This window comes from Aquibium pacificum (genome assembly GCF_040839445.1).
GTDB lineage: Bacteria > Pseudomonadota > Alphaproteobacteria > Rhizobiales > Rhizobiaceae > Aquibium > Aquibium pacificus.
This window is the reverse complement of the sequence record NZ_JBDPGJ010000001.1, coordinates 1,269,358-1,287,891: the sequence shown is the minus strand read 5'-3', so window position 1 is coordinate 1,287,891 and position 18,534 is coordinate 1,269,358. Positions and strand designations below refer to the sequence as shown.

Sequence of the window (18,534 nt, the reverse complement as noted above, 5' to 3'; positions counted from 1 at the left end):
GCAGCGACGCGCGCCCGCAGCGAAGGAGGCGAAGTTGAACAGGACCGTAGCCGATCTGGCGCATCGCTGGCTAGGGCGCCGGCAGGAGGCGCTCTCCAGTGCCGAAAGCCGCGTGCTGACCAGCGCCGTGGAAGGGCGGCCGGTGGCGCGCGACGTCAATGCGTGGGTACGTGGGGAGGAGCGGTTCGGCGACCGCCTCGCCGACGGCATCGCGCAGGTCGGCGGTTCCTGGTCGTTCATCGTGGGGTTCGTCCTGTTCCTCGCTCTCTGGACCCTCGGCAACGCCATCCTGCTCGGTCGCGACACATTCGACCCCTACCCGTTCATCTTCCTGAACCTGATCCTGTCCATGCTGGCCGCGCTCCAGGCGCCGATCATCATGATGGCGCAGAACCGCCAGGCCGCTCGCGACCGCATCGACGCCGCGCACGACTACGAGGTCAATCTCAAGGCGGAGATCGAGATCATGGCGCTGCACGAGAAGCTCGACGAACTGCGGCAGATGGAAATGACGCTTCTGCGCGAGGAGATCGCGGCGCTCGCGACAGAGATGCGCGCCTTGCGGTCCGGCGAGGCGCCGCAGCCGTCGGCATGAGTGAGACCATCCATTTCCTGGTCGAACGCTACGGGCTGCTCGCCGTCTTCCTGGGCAGCGTGGCCGAGGGCGAGACGGCGGCGATCCTGGCCGGCTTCTTCGCTCACCAGAAGGTGTTTGCTCCGTGGGCGGCCTTCGCGGCGGCGGCAGTCGGCGCCTTCGTGGGAGACGTCATCTTCTTCGTCGCCGGGCGGCACTTCTGCGATCACCCGCGGCTGCGACGGCTGCGCGGAACGCCGGCCTTCGCGCGCGCCATGTCCTGGATCGAGCGGCACCCGAACCTCTTCGTCCTGTCGAACCGCTACGTCTATGGCTTCCGCCTCGTCGGCGGGGTCGCGGCTGGCCTGTCGTCGATCCCGGTCAGTCGCTTCCTCGTGCTCAACGCGCTCTCGGCCGCCTCCTGGGCGGTCCTGTTCGGCGGCCTCGGCTATTTCGTCGGGCTGGGTGCGGAGGAACTCGTCGGCGAGGCCTTCGAACGGCACGAGCGGCTGTTCATCGCACTGGGACTTGCGGTCGTCGGCATCGTCGCCGCCCGTCTGCTCGTCGTGTTCAACCGGCGGCGCAGGCTCAGTGCGGCACCAGGGCCGCGTCGCCCCGATCCAGAATCAGCGGAATGATCAGATCCTCCTCGTCGTCGAGGTGGCGCGTGAGCATGGCGACCAGCCGCTGGTTGGCGTCGGCATAGGCGTCCGCCGCAAAGCGTTGCCTGTCCTCACTCTCCTTCAGCGCGCGCAGGAAGCCGTTGGCCGTCTCGGCGTTCATCTCCAGCGCCTCGTGGATCATGTGATGATCGGCATCGAGGATGTCGAAGCCACGCTTCAGCCTGGTCTCGGCGCGCGCGAAGGCGGGAAAGTAATGCTGGTCCTCGACATTGTGGTGCCCGTCGAGATTGCCGAGGAAGAAGTTGAGACGCGGGGCGAACCATTGTGCGAATTCATTCGCGTTGGTCCTGCCCTCGCGGTAGTCGGCGATGCCGCCGGTCAGCATGCCGCCGAGTTCGCGGAACATGCCGTGCCGCTGCAGCCACATGCCGGCCATTCCGCCGATGTTGCGATGTGCGGCCCAGTCCTCGCGGGGATATCTCTCGGCGAGGAACTTCAGGTCCTCGGGAAGCCCGGCGCGTCTGGTCAGATCGAGTTCGGCTTGCATGTCGTTCATCCGGCGGTCCTTTCGAGGCGCCGAATATAGGCAAGGCACGCGCGCGTAAAAGAAGGCACGCGCGGGTGCGCCGGTTTCTCCGGCGTTCCCAGCGTGACCCTCACGTGAAGCGGGGCCTCACTGGAACAGGTAGGAATCGTAGGCGAAGTAGCCGTATTCGCGCGAGGCGTGGACGCGTTCGGCATGCGCCCCGTCGCCGGCAGCCCCGAGCGCGAAGAAGATCGGCATCAAGTGCTCGTCGGTCGGATGGTTGTCGGTCGGGAACGGCGCCTTGCGCCTCCAGTCGAACAGCGCTTCCGTATCGCCCTCGGCGAATTTTTCGGCGAACCAGTCGGTGAAGGCGTTGAAGCGCTCCCCGATCTGCGGATCGATCGGCCGGCCGGTGCGCATGACCGTGATGACGGCGCGCAGATTGTGCGTGATGTGGCCAGAGCCGATCAGCAGGATGCCCTCCTTTCGCAGCGGCGCGAGTGCGCGTCCGACGGCATAGTGCCAGCGCGCGTCGCGGTCGGGATCGATCGACACCTGCACGACGGGGATGTCCGCTTCCGGGAAGGCGAGTTTCAACGGTGTCCAGGTGCCGTGGTCGTAGCCGCGCCGCTCGCAGCGCGTCGGCGCCAGCCCCGCCTCGTCGAGCATCGAGAAGACGCGCTCGGCGAGCTTCGGCTCGCCCGGCGCCGGATAGACCATGCGGTAGAGTTCGGGCGCGAAGCCGCCGAAATCGTAGATCATCTCCGGGTGCGGATCAGTCACCACCGAGACCCCGCCGGTCTCGAAATGGGCCGACATGATGACGATTGCCTTCGGCCGCTCGATGAGCGCCGGGATGCCTTCCAGGAAGTGCCGAGCGGCGATGTCGTCGATGACGATGTTGGGTCCGCCGTGCGAGATGAAGAGCGAGGGAAGCGTGGCCATGGGTGGTGTCTCCTTGGCCTCAAGATAAGCGCTTTGCCCTCTGGCGTGCAGCCTTGCCGCGGAAGACTGAGCGTTCACTGCACGGGAACGGACCGGAAGATCCCGTTCAACTGCCCGCGACGACGACTCCCGGCGAGGCCGCGAACTGCGGCAGGCCGTCGTCGATCGAATAGTAGTCGCCCTTGTCGGCGACGAAGATGTGCGCCTCGCCCTTCAACCCGGTCGGGGCATGGAAAGCGCCCGCCATCACGGAGACGATGTCGGAATGATTGTGCTTCCAGAACAGCGCCGAGCCGCAGTGCCGGCAGAAGCCGCGCCGGGCGAAATCGGACGCCGCATACCAGGTGACGTCCTCCGCGCCCTCGATCTCCAGCCTGTCGCCGGCGACGTTCGTCGCCGCGTAGTAGTGGCCGGTCTGCTTCCGGCACTGCGAGCAGTGGCAGTAGATCACGCCGCGCAGCGGGCCTTCCGTCCGGAATCGTACCGCCCCGCACAGGCATGCCCCTCGATGTTCGTCCATGGCCGTCTCCCTCTCGTTCTCATGATCGTACGGCGGACGGCGCTCGCCCAGTGCGGATTTTTGAACCTCGGTTGAGCGAAATTCGACCTCCGGGCGGTGACCGCTCCCGATTCGCCGGCTAGGTTCACCGGTGGGTAGCGGGAAGGGCGGACATGGGCGAACGGGACGAACTCGAAAGATTCCTCGCGGACAATCCGGGAACGACGCACTGCGACGTGGTCCTCTTCGATCTCTGCGGCAACGCCTACGGCAAGCGCCTGCCGCGCTCGCACATGGCGAAGCTCTTCGACCAGGGCTCTCCGGTCTGCGCGGCCATGTCGCTGGTCGACGTCCAGGGCAACACGGCCGACCCGATGGGATACGGCTTTTCCGACGGCGATCCCGACGCCAACGTCCTGCCGATCGCCGGAACGCTGGTCCCCGTCCCATGGAACGAAGGCCTCGCCCAGGTCATGGGCCGGCCAGCCAACGCCGCCACCGGCGAGCTCTTCTGGTACGACCCGCGCACGGTGCTCGAACGCACGGTGGGCATCGTCCGCGAGGCGGGCCTTAGTCCCGTCGTGGCGGCCGAACTGGAGTCCTACCTGATCGACATGGAGCGCGGCGAGGACGGCGCGCCGCTCCCTCCCCGCTCGCCCGCAACCGGCGCGCGTGAATCTGCCGGCAAGGTGCTGTCGCTCGCCAAGCTCGACGAATACCAGCCGATCCTCACCGACATCGAGGATACGTGCCGGCGCCAGAACGTCCCCTCCTCCACCATCATCAGCGAATACGGCACCGGCCAGTTCGGGGTGAACCTCGAGCACCGCGAGGATCCGGTGCGCGCCGCCGACGACGCCTGCCTGCTGAGGCGCATCGTCCAGGCCGTGGCGCGCAGGCATGGGATGGAGGCGACGTTCCTGTCGAAGCCCTTCCCCGACCAGGCGGGCAGCGGCCTGCACGTCCACGCCAGCCTGCTCGACGCGACGGGAGAAAACCTCTTCGACGACCGCTCCCCACAAGGCCAGGTGATGCTCGGCCATGCCGCCGCCGGCCTTCAGGCCACGATGGCCGAGGGCATGGCGATCTTTGCGCCCAACATCAACGTCTTCCGCCGCTTCGAGGCCAACAACTTCACCCCTGTCACGAAGGACTGGGGCGAGAACAACCGCTCCGTCGCCTTCCGCGTCCCCGTCTCCTCGGGCGCGTCGCGCCGGATCGAGCACCGCATCGCAGGTGCCGAGGCGAACCCCTACCTCGTGATCGCCGCCGTGCTCGCCGGCATGCATCACGGCATCGAGAACAGGCTCGACCCGGGCGAGAAGCATGCCGGCAATGCCGGCGCCGAGGTCGACGACAGCCTGCCGCTCACGCCGTGGGATTCTCTGAGGGCGCTGCGGGCGGCAAAGATCCTGCCGCGCTGGCTGGGCGACGACTATCCCGCCATCTACGCCAGCGTAAAGGAGGCCGAGCTCGCCGCCTTCTTCGCCCTGCCCTCCCGGCGCGAGTTCGACTGGTATCTGTGAGGCGCCCCGCCGGAATGCTTCAATCCTGAAATTTCATGCTTGAAACAATTTCGCGGCGGTGCCATGCTGCCTTCGCAATCGAGCGAAGGAGGTGACGCGACATGAAGATCGCAGTCCTCGGCGGGGGTCCCGCCGGCCTCTATTTCGCGATCTCGATGAAGCTGCGCGACACCGCGCACGACATCACCGTCATCGAGCGCAACAAGGCTGACGACACGTTCGGCTGGGGCGTGGTGCTGTCCGACGAGACGCTCGACAACCTCGCCGAAAACGATCCCGTCAGCGCCGAGCGCATCCGCGCCCATTTCGCCTACTGGGACGACATTTCCGTCTTCTACCGCGGCACCCGCACCGTCTCAACCGGCCACGGCTTCTGCGGCATCGGCCGCAAGCAGCTCCTCGTCCTGTTGCAGGAGCGCGCCAGGGAACTTGGCGTCGATCTCCGGTTCGAGACTGAGGCGCGAGAACCGCGATACTACATGGAGCGGTACGACCTCGTCGTCGCCTCCGACGGGCTGAACTCGAAGACGCGCACCGCCTTCGCGGACGTCTTCAAGCCCGACATCGACATTCGCGCCTGCAAGTTCGTCTGGCTCGGCACGCACCAAAAGTTCGACGACGCCTTCACGTTCATCTTCGAGGAGACCGACAAGGGCTGGGTCTGGGCGCACGCCTACCAGTTCGACGCCGACACGGCGACCTTCATCGTCGAGTGCTCGGAGGAGACCTGGAACAAATACGGCTTCGGCGCCATGTCGCAGCAGGAATCCATCGCCACCTGCGAGGCGATCTTCAGGGATCACCTCGGCGGCCACGCCCTGATGACCAACGCCAACCACATCCGCGGCTCGGCCTGGATAAACTTCCCGCGTGTGCTGTGCGAGCGCTGGTCGCACGAGAACCTTGCGTTGATGGGCGACGCCGCCGCCAGCGCGCATTTTTCCATCGGTTCGGGCACCAAGCTCGCCATGGAGAGCGCCATCGCGCTCGCCGACTACGTCACCTCCGAGCCGACGCTCGAAGGCGCCTTCGCGAAATACGAGGAGGCGCGCCGCACCGAGGTACTGAAGCTCCAGTCGGCCGCGCGCAACTCGCTCGAATGGTTCGAGGACGTGGAGCGCTATTTCCACCTCGACCCGGTGCAATTCAACTATTCGCTGCTCACCCGTTCCCAGCGCATCAGCCACGAGAACCTGAGGCTGCGCGACAGCGAGTGGCTGGAGAGCGCCGAGCGCTGGTTCCAGCGCCAGGCCGGCAACGAGATCAACACCGCCCGCGCGCCGATGTTCGCGCCGTTCCGCCTGCGGGACATGGAGCTGAAGAACCGCATCGTGGTCTCGCCCATGGCGCAGTACAAGGCGGTCGACGGCTGCCCGACCGACTGGCACTTCGCCCACTATGCCGAGCGCGCCAAGGGCGGCGCCGGCATGATCTATATCGAGATGACGTGTGTCTCGCCCGAAGGCCGCATCACCCCGGGCTGCCCCGGCTTCTATGCGCCGGAGCACGAGGCGGCCTGGAAGCGGCTGGTCGATTTCGTCCATGCCGAGACCGAGGCGAAGATCTGCGCCCAGATCGGCCATTCAGGTCCCAAGGGCTCGACCCAGCTCGGCTGGGAGGAGGCCGACGCGCCGCTGGCCGACGGCAACTGGCCGCTGCTCGCCGCCTCCGACTTGCCATGGTCGCCGGCGAATGCGCGGCCCAAGCCGATGGACCGCGCCGACATGGACATGGTGCGCGACCAGTTCGTCGCTTCGGCGCAAATGGCGGATCGCTGCGGCTTCGACATGCTGGAGCTGCACTACGCCCACGGCTACCTGCTTTCCTCCTTCATCACCCCGCTGACCAACCGGCGCACCGACGAATATGGCGGCAGCCTCGAAAACCGAATGCGCTACCCGCTGGAGATCTTCCACGCCGTGCGCGCGGTCTGGCCCGCCGGGAAGCCGATCTCGGTGCGCATTTCCGCCAACGACTGGGTCGGCGAGGACGGCGTCACGCCGCAGGAGGCGGTGGAGGTCGCGCGCATGCTGCAGGCGGCCGGCGTCGACATCTGCGACGTCTCGGCCGGCCAGACGTCGAAGCTGGCGAAGCCAGTCTACGGCCGCATGTTCCAGACGCCGTTCTCCGACCGCATCCGCAACGAGACCGGCATGGCCACCATGGCGGTCGGCAACATCTACGAGCCGGACCACGTCAACTCGATCCTGATGGCCGGCCGCGCCGACCTCGTCTGCCTCGCGCGTCCCCATCTTGCTGACCCCTACTGGACCCTCCACGCGGCGGCCGCGCTCGGCGACCGCGGCGTCAGGTGGCCCGACCCCTACCTGCCGGGCCGCGACCAGCTCTACCGGCTCGCCGAGCGGCAGGACCAGATGACGGGGAAGGTGTGATGGCGGCAATTTCGACAGGCGGGACACCATGACCATCTCCCTCACCCATGCGCTTGTCACCGGCGGCGCCACCGGCATCGGCAAGGCCATCGCCGAGGCGCTCGCCAAGGCCGGCGTCGAGGTCACCATCTGCGGCCGCCGCAAGGAGGCGCTCGACGCGGTGGCTCAGGGCAATCCGAAGATCCACGCGATGACGGCCGACGTCACCGACGAGGCTTCGGTCGAGACGCTCTACCGGGAAGCGGAAGCGGCGCGCGGGCCTTTCGACATCGTGGTGGCCAATGCTGGCATCGCCTCCAGTGCACCCGCCCACAAGACCTCGCTCGAAGAGTGGAAGCGCATCATCGACGTCAACCTGACCGGCGCCTTCCTGACCGTCCGGCCGGCGCTCGCAGGCATGGTGGAGCGCAGGCGCGGCCGCATCGTCTTCATCGCCTCTGTCGCCGGCCTCAAGGGTTCGGCCTACGTGGCGCCCTACGTCGCCTCCAAGCACGGGGTGATCGGGTTGACGAAGTCGCTCGCCGCGGAACTCTTGAAGACCGGTGTCACCGTCAACGCCATCTGCCCCGCCTATGTCGAGACCGAGATGCTGGAGCAGTCGATCGCCCGCGTCATGGAAAAGACCGGCCGCAGCGCCGAAGAGGCGCGGCAAAACTTCGCCGAGTTCAACCCCAATCACCGCCTGATCAAGCCGGAGGAGGTCGCTGCCGCCGCCATGTGGCTGGTCAGCGACGAGGCGATCTCGGTCACGGGTCAGCCGGTCGCGATCTCCGGAGGTCCGCTGTGACGGCGAGCGCGCCGCTCGCGGCCCTCGACGCCGCCCCCGCCTCGAAGGAGCGGCTGCGTCTATGGATCAGGCTCCTCAGGGCTTCGCGCATTATCGAGAACGAGCTGCGCGAGCGCCTGAAGCGCGAATTCGACACCACCTTGCCGCGCTTCGACGTCATGGCGGCGCTGAACCGCGCACCCGACGGTATGCTGATGAGCGACCTGTCGCGCTTCCTGCTCGTCTCCAACGGTAACGTCACCGGTATCGTCGACCGGCTCGTCAATGACGGCTTCGTGGTGCGCGCCCAGCGCGAGGGCGACCGCCGCACCTCGATCGTCAGGCTGACCCCGCGCGGCCAGGAGTTCTTCCGCGGCATGGCGGCGGTCCACGAGGCCTGGATCGGCGAACTGCTGGGCGACGTCTCCGAAGACGGTGCCCGGCGCCTGTCGTCCATGCTGAAGACGTTCCGCAGCAACTGGGAGGACGAACATTGACCGCGATGGCAGGCCTCGAGCCGCAACACTTCCTCTGGGAAGCTAAAGATGGCGTCGCGACGGTGCGCCTGAACCGGCCTGACCGCAAGAACCCGCTTACATTCGAGAGCTACGCCGAACTGCGCGACACTTTCCGGGCGCTGGTCTACGCCGACGACATCGACGTCGTCGTCTTCCTGCCGAACGGCGGTAATTTTTCCTCGGGCGGCGACGTGCACGACATCATCGGCCCGCTGACCCGCATGGACATGAAGGGCCTGCTCGCCTTCACCCGCATGACGGGCGATTTCGTCAAGGCGATGATCCATTGCGGCAAGCCCATCATCTCGGCCGTGGACGGTGTCGCGGTCGGCGCCGGCGCCATCATCACCATGGCCTCGGACATAAGGCTGGCGACGCCGGAGGCGAAAACCGCCTTCCTCTTCACCCGTGTCGGGCTGGCCGGCTGCGACATGGGCGCCTGCGCGATCCTGCCGCGCATCATCGGCCAGGGCCGCGCCGCCGAACTCCTCTACACCGGCCGCTCGATGACGGCCGAGGAGGGCGAGCGCTGGGGCTACTACAACCGCCTCGTTTCGGCGGACGAGCTCGAAGCCGAGGCGATGACGCTTGCCCGTTCGATCGCGTCGGGCCCGACCTTCGCGCACGGCATCACCAAGACGCAATTGAACCAGGAATGGTCCATGAGCCTCGACCAGGCGATCGAGGCCGAGGCGCAGGCCCAGGCGATTTGCATGCAGACCGGCGACTTCCGCCGCGCCTACGAGGCCTTCGTGGCCAAGCAGAAACCGGTGTTCGAGGGGGATTGAGGGATGCCTGACCGCTCCTTCCTCACCTGGCCATTCTTCGAGGATCGCCACCGCGACCACGCCGGGCGGCTGGAGGACTGGTGCGTTAGGAATCTCCCCGTCGACCACCATGACGTCGACGCCGCCTGCCGCGATCTCGTTCAAAGCCTCGGCCGCGACGGCTGGCTCATGCCCACCGCCATCGATCCCGCCGCGCCCGACGCGCTCGACGTGCGCACGCTCTGCCTCACGCGCGAGACGCTCGCCCGCCATGACGGGTTGGCCGACTTCGCCTTCGCCATGCAGGGGCTGGGAACGGGCGCGATCAGCCTCTTCGGTTCCCCCGAACAACTGCAGTGGCTGGACAAGACCCGCCGCGGCGAGGCGATCTCCGCTTTCGCGCTGTCGGAACCCCGCTCCGGCTCCGACGTCGCCAACATGGACATGACGGCAACGAAGGACGGCTCCGACTATGTGCTGTCCGGCGAAAAGACCTGGATCTCCAACGGCGGCATCGCCGATCTCTACACCGTCTTTGCCCGCACCGGCGAAGCACCGGGAGCCAGGGGCATCTCCTGCTTCCTCGTTCCCGCCGACACGCCGGGCCTGACAGTCGCCGAGCGGCTGGAGGTCGCCGCCCCGCATCCTCTGGCCCGCCTCGCCTTCGACGGCGTGCGCATGCCCGCCTCGGCCATGATCGGCAGGCCCGGCGAGGGTTTCCGTATCGCCATGTCGGTGCTCGACGTGTTTCGCTCGACCGTCGGTGCCGCCGCCCTCGGCTTCGCGCGCCGGGCGCTGGACGAATCCCTGTCGCGCTCCGGCGGCCGCGAGCTCTTCGGCAAGCCGCTCTACGACCTTCAGATGGTGCAGGGTCACCTGGCCGACATGGCGCTCGACGTCGATGCCGCCGCCCTGCTCGTCTACCGCGCAGCCTGGACCAAGGATTCCGGCGCTGCGCGCGTCACCCGCGAGGCGGCGATGGCCAAGCTCTACGCCACCGACCGCGCGCAGGCGGTGATCGATGCCGCCGTCCAGCTTCACGGCGGCGACGGCGTGCGCAAGGGCCACATCGTCGAGAGCCTCTACCGCGAGATCCGGGCGCTGCGGATCTACGAAGGGGCATCCGACGTGCAGAAGGTCGTCATCGCGCGACAGACGCTTTCCGAATTCTCGACCGCAACCAGAGGGGAAGGACTGCGAAATGGATAGTGAACTGGAAAAGGGCATTACTTCGAACGGGACGGGCTTCGACGGGGTGAAATGGAACATCCTCGGTCAGGTCTACTATCCGAAGGCCGTCTGCGCATCGACCTTCGCCTTCGAGACGAACAGCGAACCGGGACAGTTCGTGCCGGTGCACATCCATCCCGAACAGGACGAGTTCATCCTGGTGCAGGAAGGCGAACTCGACCTCAAGCTCGACGGGGTCTGGAGCAAGGCCGGGCCGGGCGACCTGGTGCGCATGCCGCGCGGCATCCCGCACGGTTATTTCAACAAGTCCGACAAGCCGTGCCGCGCGCTCTTCTGGGTCTCCCCGGCAGGAAGGCTGAAGGAACTCTTCGAGCAACTGCACGACAAGACCGACATCCCGACGATCATGACGCTGTCGGCCGAGCACGACGTCGACTTCCTTCCAGAAGAAGCGAACGCCTGACATGCTCGGGCCGACCGGACACACCGACACCTTCGCGCGCGACAACCTGCCGCCGCCGGACCAGTGGCCGGAATTCCTGCTCGACGGCTTCGACTATCCGGAATGGCTGAACGCGGGCGTCGAACTCACCGACCGAATGGTGGAGCGCGGCCACGGCGACCGCACGGCGCTGATCGGCAACGGCCGCCGCCGCACCTACAAGGAACTGTCCGACTGGACCAACCGCCTCGCCCACGCACTGGTCGAGGAGTACGGCGTCGAGCCCGGCAACCGGGTGCTGATCCGCGGCCCTAACAACCCGGCGGTGGTTGCCTGCTGGCTCGCCGCCACCAAGGCGGGCGCGGTGGTGGTCAACACCATGCCCATGCTGCGCGCCGGCGAACTCGCCAAGATCGTCGACAAGGCGGAGGTCTCGCTGGCGCTCTGCGACACCCGCGCGCTGGACGAGATGGTGGCCTGCGCCAAGACGAGCCGCTTCCTGAAGCAGGTGGTCGGCTTCGACGGCACGGCCAACCACGACGCAGAACTCGACCGTGTCGCGCTCGACAAGTCCGTGCTTTTCGAGGCGGTCAGGACCGGCCGCGACGACGTCGCGCTGCTCGGTTTCACCTCGGGCACCACGGGCGTGCCCAAAGCTACGATGCACTTCCACCGCGACCTGCTGATCGTCGCGGACGGCTATGCGAAGGAGGTCCTGAACGTCACCCCGCAGGACGTCTTCGTCGGCTCGCCGCCGCTCGCCTTCACCTTCGGCCTCGGCGGACTGGCGATCTTCCCGCTGCGCTTCGCCGCCGCCGCGACGCTGCTGGAGACCGCCACGCCGCCAAACATGATCGAGATCATCGAGAAATACAAAGCCACGATCTCCTTCACCGCGCCCACCGCATACCGCGCCATGCTCGCCGCCATGGACGAGGGCGCCGACCTCTCCTCGTTGCGCATCGCGGTCTCGGCCGGCGAGACGCTGCCCGCCCCGGTCTTCGAGGCGTGGACGAAGAAGACCGGCAAGCCCATCCTCGACGGCATCGGCTCCACCGAACTCCTGCACATCTTCATCACCAACCGCCTCGACGACATGCACGCCGCCACCACCGGCCGCCCGGTGACTGGCTATGAGGCAAAAATCGTCGACGACGCCATGAACGAGGTGCCGCGCGGAACCATCGGCAAGCTCGCCGTGCGCGGCCCGACCGGCTGCCGCTACCTCGCCGACGACCGCCAGGGCGAGTACGTCAAGGCCGGCTGGAACATCACCGGCGACGCCTTCGTGCAGGACGAAGACGGCCGCTTCCACTTCGCCGCGCGCGCCGACGACATCATTGTGTCGGCAGGCTACAACATCGCCGGCCCCGAAGTGGAGGCGGCGCTGCTCGCCCACGCAGATGTCGCCGAGTGCGCCGTGATCGGCGTCGCCGACGAGGCGCGCGGCCAGATCGTCCAGGCCCACGTCGTGCTCGGCGCCGGCTGTGTCGGCGACGCGACGATGACGAAACGTCTTCAGGACCACGTCAAGGCCACCATCGCCCCCTACAAGTACCCCCGCTCGATCGTCTTCACCGAGGCGCTGCCGAAGACCCAGACCGGCAAGATCCAGCGCTTCAGGCTGCGGGAGGACGCAACGGCGTGACCGACTTCGCCCGCACCCGCGCTCTCTTCGAACTGCCCGAAGACATCGTCTATCTCGACGGCAACTCGCTCGGCCCCCTGCCCCGCGCCGCCCGCGAGCGCGTTTCGCGCGTGGTGTCGCGGGAATGGGGCCAGAAGCTGATCCGCGGCTGGAACGAGGCGGGCTGGATGGACCTGCCCGACACCGTCGGCAACAAGATCGCTAAACTCATCGGCGCGCCGGAAGGCACGGTGGTCGCGGGCGATTCCACTTCCGTCAACCTGCACAAGGCGCTGACCGGGGCGCTTTCGCTCGCCGGCCAGCGCAAGGTCGTCCTATCCGACACGGGCAACTTCCCGACCGATCTCTACGTCGCCCAGATGGCAATCCGCGCCCTCGGCAAGGACCACGAGCTGAAGCTCGTCGCGCCGGAGGACGTCGCCGGCGCCATCGACGAAACCGTTGCCGTCCTCATGCTCACCCAGATCGACTACAGGACCGGCCGCCTGCACGACATGCAGGCGCTGACGGCAAAGGCCCGCGAGAACGGCGTCGTCACCATCTGGGACCTCGCCCATTCGGCCGGCGCGCTGCCGGTCGACCTTGCAGGGGCGAATGCCGATTTCGCCGTCGGCTGCGGCTACAAGTATCTCAACGGCGGCCCCGGCGCGCCGGCCTTCATCTACGTCAAGCCGGGGCTCGGCGACCGCATCGATCCGGTGCTCGCGGGCTGGATGGGCCACGAGGCGCCATTCGCGTTCGACCTCGCCTACCGCCCGGCGGCCGGCATCCAGCGCATGCGGGTCGGCACGCCGCCGATCCTGTCGATGGCAGCCCTCGACGCCGCGCTCGACGCTTGGGACGGCATCACCATGGACGACGTGCGCGCCCGCTCGATCGAACTCTCCGAACGCTTCATCACCGAGATCGAATCCCGCTGCCCGGACCTGACACTCGCCTCGCCGCGCGATCCGCATCGGCGCGGCAGCCAGGTCTCCTTCGCCTTCCCGGAAGGCTACGCCGCCATGCAGGCGTGCATAGCCCATGGCGTGATCGGCGATTTCCGCGCCCCCGACATCATGCGCTTCGGCTTCACGCCACTTTATATCGGCATGGACGACGTCATCCGCGCCACGGAGGCGATCGGGCGCGTCATGCGCGAAAAACTCTGGGACCGTGCCGAATACCGCACGCGGGCGAAGGTGACATGAGCGCGGCATCAGACACCACGGACGGCGCGATCACCGATTTCGCCAGGCGCATGTCCTATTCGGACTATCTGCGCCTGGCCGACGTGCTCGACGCGCAGAAGCCCTTGTCGAAATCGCCCGACGAGATGCTGTTCATCATCCAGCACCAGACCTCGGAGCTGTGGATGAAGCTCGCCATCCACGAGATCACCTCCGCGATGGAGGCGATCCGCGGGGACGATTTGCAGCCCGCCTTCAAGATGCTGACGCGCGTCGCGCGCATCTTCGAGCAGTTGAACAGCGCCTGGGACGTGCTCAGGACCATGACGCCCAGCGAATACACCCGCTTCCGCGACGCGCTGGGACAGTCCTCGGGCTTCCAGTCCTGGCAGTACCGCGCCATCGAGTTCCTCGCCGGCAATCGCAACCCTGCGATGCTCAAGCCGCACGCCCACGACGCCGCGGTCCTGGAAAGGCTCGAAGGCATCCTCGACCGCCCAAGCCTCTACGATGAGGCGCTGCTCCTCCTGCAGCGCCAGGGTTTTGATCTCCAGGGCGACGCCGGGCGCGCCGACTGGCGCCAGAGCCGAACCGAGAGCGACGGTGTGCTGCGGGCCTGGAAGGTCGTCTACCAGGACCCCGAGCGGCATTGGGCGCTCTACGAACTGGCGGAAAAACTGGTCGACTTCGAGGACTATTTCCGGCGCTGGCGTTTCAACCACGTCACGACAGTCGAACGCATCATCGGGCTGAAGCGCGGCACCGGGGGAACGGCCGGCGTGTCCTACCTGCGCCGGATGCTCGAGGTGGAACTCTTTCCCGAATTGTGGAAAGTGCGAACGGAACTTTGAATACGGGCGGAAGAACCGCCCGTGAACGGGAATGCCGGAGCTTTGGCTCCGGAAAACGCAAGAGCCTCAGAGGGCAACCAAAGGGAGAATGAAAATGAAGAAGATCATCGCAGCCGGAGCGTTCGGCCTCGCCATGGGCGTCAGCGGCATGGCATTCGCCGAACCGGTCAAGATCGGCATGATCACCACGCTCTCGGGCGGTGGCGCCGGCCTCGGCATCGACGTGCGCGACGCCTTCACGCTCGCCATGAAGAAGGCCAACAACCCCGACATCGAGATCGTCACCGAGGACGACGCGATGAAGCCGGAACTCGCGGTGCAGATCGCCGACAAGATGGTACAGAGCGACAAGGTCGACCTGATGACGGGCATCATCTGGTCGAACCTCGCCATGGCCGTCGTGCCGAGCGTCACCGGCCAGGGCGTCATTTACCTGTCGCCCAACGCAGGCCCCTCGCCACTCGCCGGCGCCAACTGCAACGAGAATTACTTCAACGTCGCCTACCAGAACGACAATTTCCACGAGGCGATGGGCCAGTACGACAACGAGACCTACAAGAAGACCTTCATCCTCGCCCCCAACTATCCGGCAGGCAAGGATTCGCTGACGGGCTTCAAGCGCTACTACAAGGGCGAACTGGCCGGCGAGGTCTACACGCAACTCGGCCAGACGGACTATGCCGCCGAGATCGCCCAGATCCGCGCTTCCGGGGCCGATTCCGTCTTCTTCTTCCTGCCGGGCGGCATGGGCATCGCCTTCGTCAAGCAGTATGCGCAGTCGGGCGTCGACATTCCCCTGACCGGGCCTGCCTTCTCCTTCAGCCAGGACGTGCTTCCGGCGATCGGAGACGCGGCAATCGGCGTCAAGAACTCCGCTTCCTGGTCGCAGGATCTCGACAACCCCGCCAACAAGGAATTCGTCGACGCGTTCAAGGCCGAGTACGGCCGTCTGCCTTCCGTCTACGCGGCGCAGGCCTGGGACACGGCGAACCTGATCCTGTCGGCGGTCGAAAAGGCCGACGTCACCGACAAGGAAGCCTTCCGCGCCGCGTTGAAGGAAGCGGACTTCGATTCCGTGCGCGGCAGCTTCAAGTTCAACACCAACCAGCACCCGATCCAGAACATCTACGTGCGCGAGGTGGTGAAGGAAGGCGACGTGCTGACTAACAAGATCGTCGGTACCGCCTTCGAGAACCACGAGGACGCCTACGCCAAAGACTGCAAGATGTGATCAGCCTCCTTCTCCCCGCTTGCGGGGAGAAGGTCCCGGCAGGGGGATGAGGGGCATCGGGCGCGGCAAACGCTCCGCGGCTGACCCTTCGCCACCAGCGCTGCCCCTCATCCGGCCCTTCGGGCCACCTTCTCCCCGTGAACGGGGAGAAGGGATTGCCAATCCTCGCGGTCCGGGGACCGACGCGTGCAAACCGCCCTCCTCATCGAGCAGACCCTCAACGGCCTCCAGTTCGGCGTCATGCTGTTCCTGATGGCGGCCGGCCTGACGCTGATCTTCGGCGTCATGGGCCTGATCAACCTCGCCCACGGCTCGCTCTACATGGTGGGCGCCTTCGCCTGCGCGACCGTTGCGGCCTGGACCGGCTCCTTCTGGCTCGGGCTGGTGGCGAGCCTGGCGGCCGCTGCCGCTGCCGGCGCGATCGTCGAGGTAACGGTGATCCGCCGGCTCTACGATCGCGACCACCTCGACCAGGTGCTGGCGACCTTCGCGCTTATCCTCGTCTTTTCAGAAGGCACGCGCTGGATCTTCGGCTCCTTCCCGCTCTATCTCAACATCCCGCCGCTGCTTTCGGGCGCCGTGCCGATCCCCGGCGGCTCGCAGTACCCGCTCTACCGGCTCGCCATCATCGGCGTCGGCATCCTCGTCGCCATAGGGCTCTATCTCCTGATCTCCCGCACCCGGCTCGGCATGCGCATCCGCGCCGGCGAGAGCGACCGCGAGATGATAGGCGCGCTCGGCGTCGACATCCGCACGCTCTACACCGTCGTCTTCGCTCTGGGCGCAGCACTTGCGGGGCTCGCCGGCGCCATGGTCGGCGCGCTGCAATCCGTGCAGGTCGGCATGGGCGAGCCGGTGCTGATCCTCGCCTTCGTGGTCATCGTCATCGGCGGCATCGGCTCGATCAAGGGCGCGCTGGTCGGCGCGATCCTGGTCGGCCTGATCGACACGCTCGGACGCTTCCTGCTGCCGGCGGCACTTGCCGCCTTCATGGGGCCGTCGGCCGCCGCCTCGATCGGCGCGGCGCTCGCCTCCATGCTGATCTACGTGTTCATGGCGCTGGTGCTGGCGATCCGCCCGCGCGGCCTCTTCGCGGCCGCCGGCTGAGGATGCCCGCCATGAGCCGCGAGAGCATCGTCAACACCCTGCTCCTGATCCTGCTGTTCGCGATCCCGCTCGCCGCCACCGCCGGCGACGAGCCCTTTTACGTCACGCTCGCCACCCGCATGGCGATCCTGGCCCTGGGCGCGGTGGGCCTGAATTTCGCGCTCGGCCTCGGCGGCCTCGTCTCCTTCGGCCACGCCGCCTTCTTCGGCATCGGCGGATACGCCGCCGGCATCCTGGCCACCCACGCCTTCAACATGGAGCCGCTGGCCTTCGGCTGGACCGGCACAAACGCCATGCCGGTGATCTGGCTGGTGGCGCTTCTGGCCTCCGGGCTCGCCGCCTTCGCCATCGGCGCGATCAGCCTCAGAACGTCGGGCGTCTACTTCATCATGATCACGCTCGCCTTCGCGCAGATGATCTACTATTTCGCCATCTCCTGGCCGGCCTATGGCGGCGAGGACGGGTTGTCGATCTACGTGCGCAACGCCTTCCCGGGCCTGAACACGCTGAACGGGCTGCACTTCTTCTTCGTCTGCTACGCCCTGCTCCTCGTGGCGCTCGTGCTGTTCGCCGTCTTCCGGGACGCCCGCTTCGGCGCGGCCCTCCAGGCGGCGCGGCAGAACGAGGCGCGGCTGGCAACCGTCGGCATCGCGCCCTACCGCATCCGCCTCGCCGCCTTCGTCATATCGGGCATGATCACCGGCGTGGCCGGCGCGCTGTTTGCGGATCTCAACCGCTTCGTCAGCCCTTCCATGCTGTCCTGGCACATGTCGGGCGAACTGATCGTGCTCATCATCCTGGGCGGCGTCGGCCGTCTCTGCGGCCCCATCGCCGGCGCCATGCTCTACGTCGTGCTGGAATTCTTCCTCGGCGGAGTGACCGAGCGCTGGCAGTTCTTCCTCGGCCTGATCCTGCTCGGGGTCGTGCTCTTCGCGCGCGGCGGCATCGTCGGCCTTGCTGCCGGGAAGGTCCGCCATGGCTGAGCCGATCCTGGAAATCCGCAACCTCTCCAAGCATTTCGGCGCGCTGCGCGCCACTGACGACGTCAGCCTTGACCTGCGGCCCGGCGAGATCCACGCGCTCATCGGGCCGAACGGGGCCGGCAAGTCGACGCTGATCCACCAGATCGCGGGGACGCTGAGGCCGAGCGCCGGCACGATCCGCTTCCTTGGCCGCGACATCGGCGGCCTCGGTGTACCGGAGCGCACGCGGCTCGGGCTCGGCCGCACCTTCCAGATCTCCTCGCTGACGCCAGAATTCTCCGCGCTGCGCAACGTCATGCTGGCCGTCCAGGCGCGGCAGGGCACCAGCTTCCGCTTCTTCCGCCCGGTCATGCGCGACCGGTCGCTCATGGAACCGGCGCTAGCGATGCTGGAACGCGTCGGCCTCGCCGATCGTGCCGAAATCCCGGCCGGCGAACTTTCCCACGGCGAGCGCCGCCAGCTCGAGATCGCCATCGCGCTGGCGCTCGGATCGAAGACTTTCCTGCTCGACGAACCCATGGCCGGCATGGATTCGGAAGGCTCGAAGACCCTCACCGGCTTCCTCGACGCGCTGCGCCACGAAGCGCCGATCCTCCTCGTCGAGCACGATATGGACGCCGTCTTCGCACTCGCCGACCGCATCTCGGTGCTGGTCTACGGCCGCATCATCGCCACCGGCACCGTCGACGAGGTCCGCGTCGACCCGGAAGTCCGCCGCGCCTATCTGGGGGAGGAGGCGTGATGGAACTCAATACGCGCTCTCCGCGAGCCGGGT

Annotated in this window: 19 protein-coding genes; 16 read left to right on the top strand and 3 right to left on the bottom strand. The window is 67.0% G+C overall.

Translation table 11 applies throughout. The annotated features are described in order from the left end of the window. The first annotated feature begins 34 nt into the window (after window positions 1-34). Together ABGN05_RS06190 and ABGN05_RS06185 are read left to right on the top strand one after the other, a co-directional pair. Complete coding sequence (locus ABGN05_RS06190; protein WP_367953087.1) at window positions 35-595, top strand: DUF1003 domain-containing protein; 561 nt, start codon at window positions 35-37, stop codon at window positions 593-595. Further along, entirely contained in the window at window positions 592-1,212 is a 621-nt protein-coding gene (locus ABGN05_RS06185) for a DedA family protein (protein WP_367953086.1), read from the top strand. The genes ABGN05_RS06190 and ABGN05_RS06185 overlap by 4 nt, the downstream gene beginning before the upstream one ends. On the opposite strand, the gene ABGN05_RS06180 is transcribed toward ABGN05_RS06185, so the two are convergent. From ABGN05_RS06180 to ABGN05_RS06170, 3 genes are all read right to left on the bottom strand, one after another. Beyond that, window positions 1,163-1,753 carry a hemerythrin domain-containing protein gene (locus ABGN05_RS06180; RefSeq protein ID WP_367953085.1) on the bottom strand — a complete coding sequence of 197 codons (591 nt, stop codon included), beginning with the start codon at window positions 1,751-1,753 and terminating at the stop codon, window positions 1,163-1,165. The genes ABGN05_RS06185 and ABGN05_RS06180 overlap by 50 nt on opposite strands. Window positions 1,754-1,870: 117 nt before the next feature. After that, window positions 1,871-2,668, bottom strand: a complete 798-nt coding sequence (locus ABGN05_RS06175) for a DODA-type extradiol aromatic ring-opening family dioxygenase (RefSeq protein WP_367953084.1) — start codon at window positions 2,666-2,668, stop codon at window positions 1,871-1,873. 106 nt (window positions 2,669-2,774) lie between these two features. Further along, window positions 2,775-3,188, bottom strand: a complete 414-nt coding sequence (locus ABGN05_RS06170; protein WP_367953083.1) for a GFA family protein — start codon at window positions 3,186-3,188, stop codon at window positions 2,775-2,777. A 152-nt stretch (window positions 3,189-3,340) separates the two neighbouring features. On the opposite strand from ABGN05_RS06170, the gene ABGN05_RS06165 reads away from it, so the two are divergent. The 14 genes from ABGN05_RS06165 to ABGN05_RS06100 all read left to right on the top strand — a co-directional run bounded on the left by ABGN05_RS06165 (window position 3,341) and on the right by ABGN05_RS06100 (window position 18,501). Then, window positions 3,341-4,693, top strand: coding sequence for a glutamine synthetase family protein (locus ABGN05_RS06165; RefSeq protein WP_367953082.1), 1,353 nt, complete (start codon window positions 3,341-3,343; stop codon window positions 4,691-4,693). A 101-nt stretch (window positions 4,694-4,794) separates the two neighbouring features. Beyond that, window positions 4,795-7,086 (top strand): bifunctional salicylyl-CoA 5-hydroxylase/oxidoreductase, encoded by a 2,292-nt coding sequence (locus ABGN05_RS06160; RefSeq protein WP_367953081.1) that lies wholly within the window; start codon window positions 4,795-4,797, stop codon window positions 7,084-7,086. A gap of 28 nt (window positions 7,087-7,114) precedes the next feature. Next, a complete protein-coding gene (locus ABGN05_RS06155; protein ID WP_367953080.1) occupies window positions 7,115-7,873 on the top strand; it encodes an SDR family NAD(P)-dependent oxidoreductase in 759 nt (252 codons plus the stop codon). After that, window positions 7,870-8,349: a MarR family winged helix-turn-helix transcriptional regulator gene (locus ABGN05_RS06150; RefSeq protein ID WP_367953079.1), complete on the top strand. Its 480-nt coding sequence runs from the start codon at window positions 7,870-7,872 to the stop codon at window positions 8,347-8,349. The genes ABGN05_RS06155 and ABGN05_RS06150 overlap by 4 nt, the downstream gene beginning before the upstream one ends. Beyond that, window positions 8,346-9,158, top strand: a complete 813-nt coding sequence (locus tag ABGN05_RS06145) for an enoyl-CoA hydratase family protein (RefSeq protein ID WP_367953078.1) — start codon at window positions 8,346-8,348, stop codon at window positions 9,156-9,158. The genes ABGN05_RS06150 and ABGN05_RS06145 overlap by 4 nt, the downstream gene beginning before the upstream one ends. 3 nt (window positions 9,159-9,161) lie before the next feature. Continuing rightward, window positions 9,162-10,346, top strand: coding sequence for an acyl-CoA dehydrogenase family protein (locus ABGN05_RS06140; RefSeq protein WP_367953077.1), 1,185 nt, complete (start codon window positions 9,162-9,164; stop codon window positions 10,344-10,346). Next, window positions 10,339-10,791 carry a cupin domain-containing protein gene (locus ABGN05_RS06135; RefSeq protein ID WP_367953076.1) on the top strand — a complete coding sequence of 151 codons (453 nt, stop codon included), beginning with the start codon at window positions 10,339-10,341 and terminating at the stop codon, window positions 10,789-10,791. Before ABGN05_RS06140 ends, ABGN05_RS06135 begins: the two co-directional genes overlap by 8 nt. A 1-nt stretch (window position 10,792) precedes the next feature. Then, window positions 10,793-12,418 (top strand): AMP-binding protein, encoded by a 1,626-nt coding sequence (locus ABGN05_RS06130; protein WP_367953075.1) that lies wholly within the window; start codon window positions 10,793-10,795, stop codon window positions 12,416-12,418. Continuing rightward, window positions 12,415-13,608 carry a kynureninase gene (kynU, locus tag ABGN05_RS06125; RefSeq protein WP_367953074.1) on the top strand — a complete coding sequence of 398 codons (1,194 nt, stop codon included), beginning with the start codon at window positions 12,415-12,417 and terminating at the stop codon, window positions 13,606-13,608. Before ABGN05_RS06130 ends, kynU begins: the two co-directional genes overlap by 4 nt. Next, window positions 13,605-14,438 carry a tryptophan 2,3-dioxygenase gene (gene kynA, locus ABGN05_RS06120; RefSeq protein WP_367953073.1) on the top strand — a complete coding sequence of 278 codons (834 nt, stop codon included), beginning with the start codon at window positions 13,605-13,607 and terminating at the stop codon, window positions 14,436-14,438. Before kynU ends, kynA begins: the two co-directional genes overlap by 4 nt. A 94-nt stretch (window positions 14,439-14,532) precedes the next feature. Next, on the top strand, window positions 14,533-15,669 hold the full coding sequence (locus ABGN05_RS06115) for an ABC transporter substrate-binding protein (RefSeq protein WP_367953072.1): 1,137 nt from the start codon (window positions 14,533-14,535) through the stop codon (window positions 15,667-15,669). Between the two features lie 186 nt (window positions 15,670-15,855). Continuing rightward, on the top strand, window positions 15,856-16,776 hold the full coding sequence (locus ABGN05_RS06110) for a branched-chain amino acid ABC transporter permease (RefSeq protein WP_367953071.1): 921 nt from the start codon (window positions 15,856-15,858) through the stop codon (window positions 16,774-16,776). A gap of 11 nt (window positions 16,777-16,787) precedes the next feature. After that, entirely contained in the window at window positions 16,788-17,759 is a 972-nt protein-coding gene (locus ABGN05_RS06105) for a branched-chain amino acid ABC transporter permease (RefSeq protein WP_367953070.1), read from the top strand. Then, a complete protein-coding gene (locus ABGN05_RS06100; protein ID WP_367953069.1) occupies window positions 17,752-18,501 on the top strand; it encodes an ABC transporter ATP-binding protein in 750 nt (249 codons plus the stop codon). The genes ABGN05_RS06105 and ABGN05_RS06100 overlap by 8 nt, the downstream gene beginning before the upstream one ends. The last annotated feature ends 33 nt before the right edge of the window (window positions 18,502-18,534 follow it).

Bases quoted from the DNA above. Each gene is read 5' to 3' on its own strand.
- ABGN05_RS06165 (WP_367953082.1), top strand. From the start codon at position 3,341: ATGGGCGAACGGGACGAACTCGAAAGATTCCTCGCGGACAATCCGGGA.
- ABGN05_RS06100 (WP_367953069.1), top strand. From the start codon at position 17,752: ATGGCTGAGCCGATCCTGGAAATCCGCAACCTCTCCAAGCATTTCGGC.
- ABGN05_RS06170 (WP_367953083.1), bottom strand. From the start codon at position 3,188: ATGGACGAACATCGAGGGGCATGCCTGTGCGGGGCGGTACGATTCCGG.
- ABGN05_RS06155 (WP_367953080.1), top strand. From the start codon at position 7,115: ATGACCATCTCCCTCACCCATGCGCTTGTCACCGGCGGCGCCACCGGC.
- ABGN05_RS06130 (WP_367953075.1), top strand. From the start codon at position 10,793: ATGCTCGGGCCGACCGGACACACCGACACCTTCGCGCGCGACAACCTG.
- ABGN05_RS06115 (WP_367953072.1), top strand. From the start codon at position 14,533: ATGAAGAAGATCATCGCAGCCGGAGCGTTCGGCCTCGCCATGGGCGTC.
- kynA (WP_367953073.1), top strand. From the start codon at position 13,605: ATGAGCGCGGCATCAGACACCACGGACGGCGCGATCACCGATTTCGCC.
- ABGN05_RS06180 (WP_367953085.1), bottom strand. From the start codon at position 1,753: ATGAACGACATGCAAGCCGAACTCGATCTGACCAGACGCGCCGGGCTT.
- ABGN05_RS06135 (WP_367953076.1), top strand. From the start codon at position 10,339: ATGGATAGTGAACTGGAAAAGGGCATTACTTCGAACGGGACGGGCTTC.
- ABGN05_RS06140 (WP_367953077.1), top strand. From the start codon at position 9,162: ATGCCTGACCGCTCCTTCCTCACCTGGCCATTCTTCGAGGATCGCCAC.
- ABGN05_RS06185 (WP_367953086.1), top strand. From the start codon at position 592: ATGAGTGAGACCATCCATTTCCTGGTCGAACGCTACGGGCTGCTCGCC.
- ABGN05_RS06105 (WP_367953070.1), top strand. From the start codon at position 16,788: ATGAGCCGCGAGAGCATCGTCAACACCCTGCTCCTGATCCTGCTGTTC.
- ABGN05_RS06160 (WP_367953081.1), top strand. From the start codon at position 4,795: ATGAAGATCGCAGTCCTCGGCGGGGGTCCCGCCGGCCTCTATTTCGCG.
- ABGN05_RS06175 (WP_367953084.1), bottom strand. From the start codon at position 2,668: ATGGCCACGCTTCCCTCGCTCTTCATCTCGCACGGCGGACCCAACATC.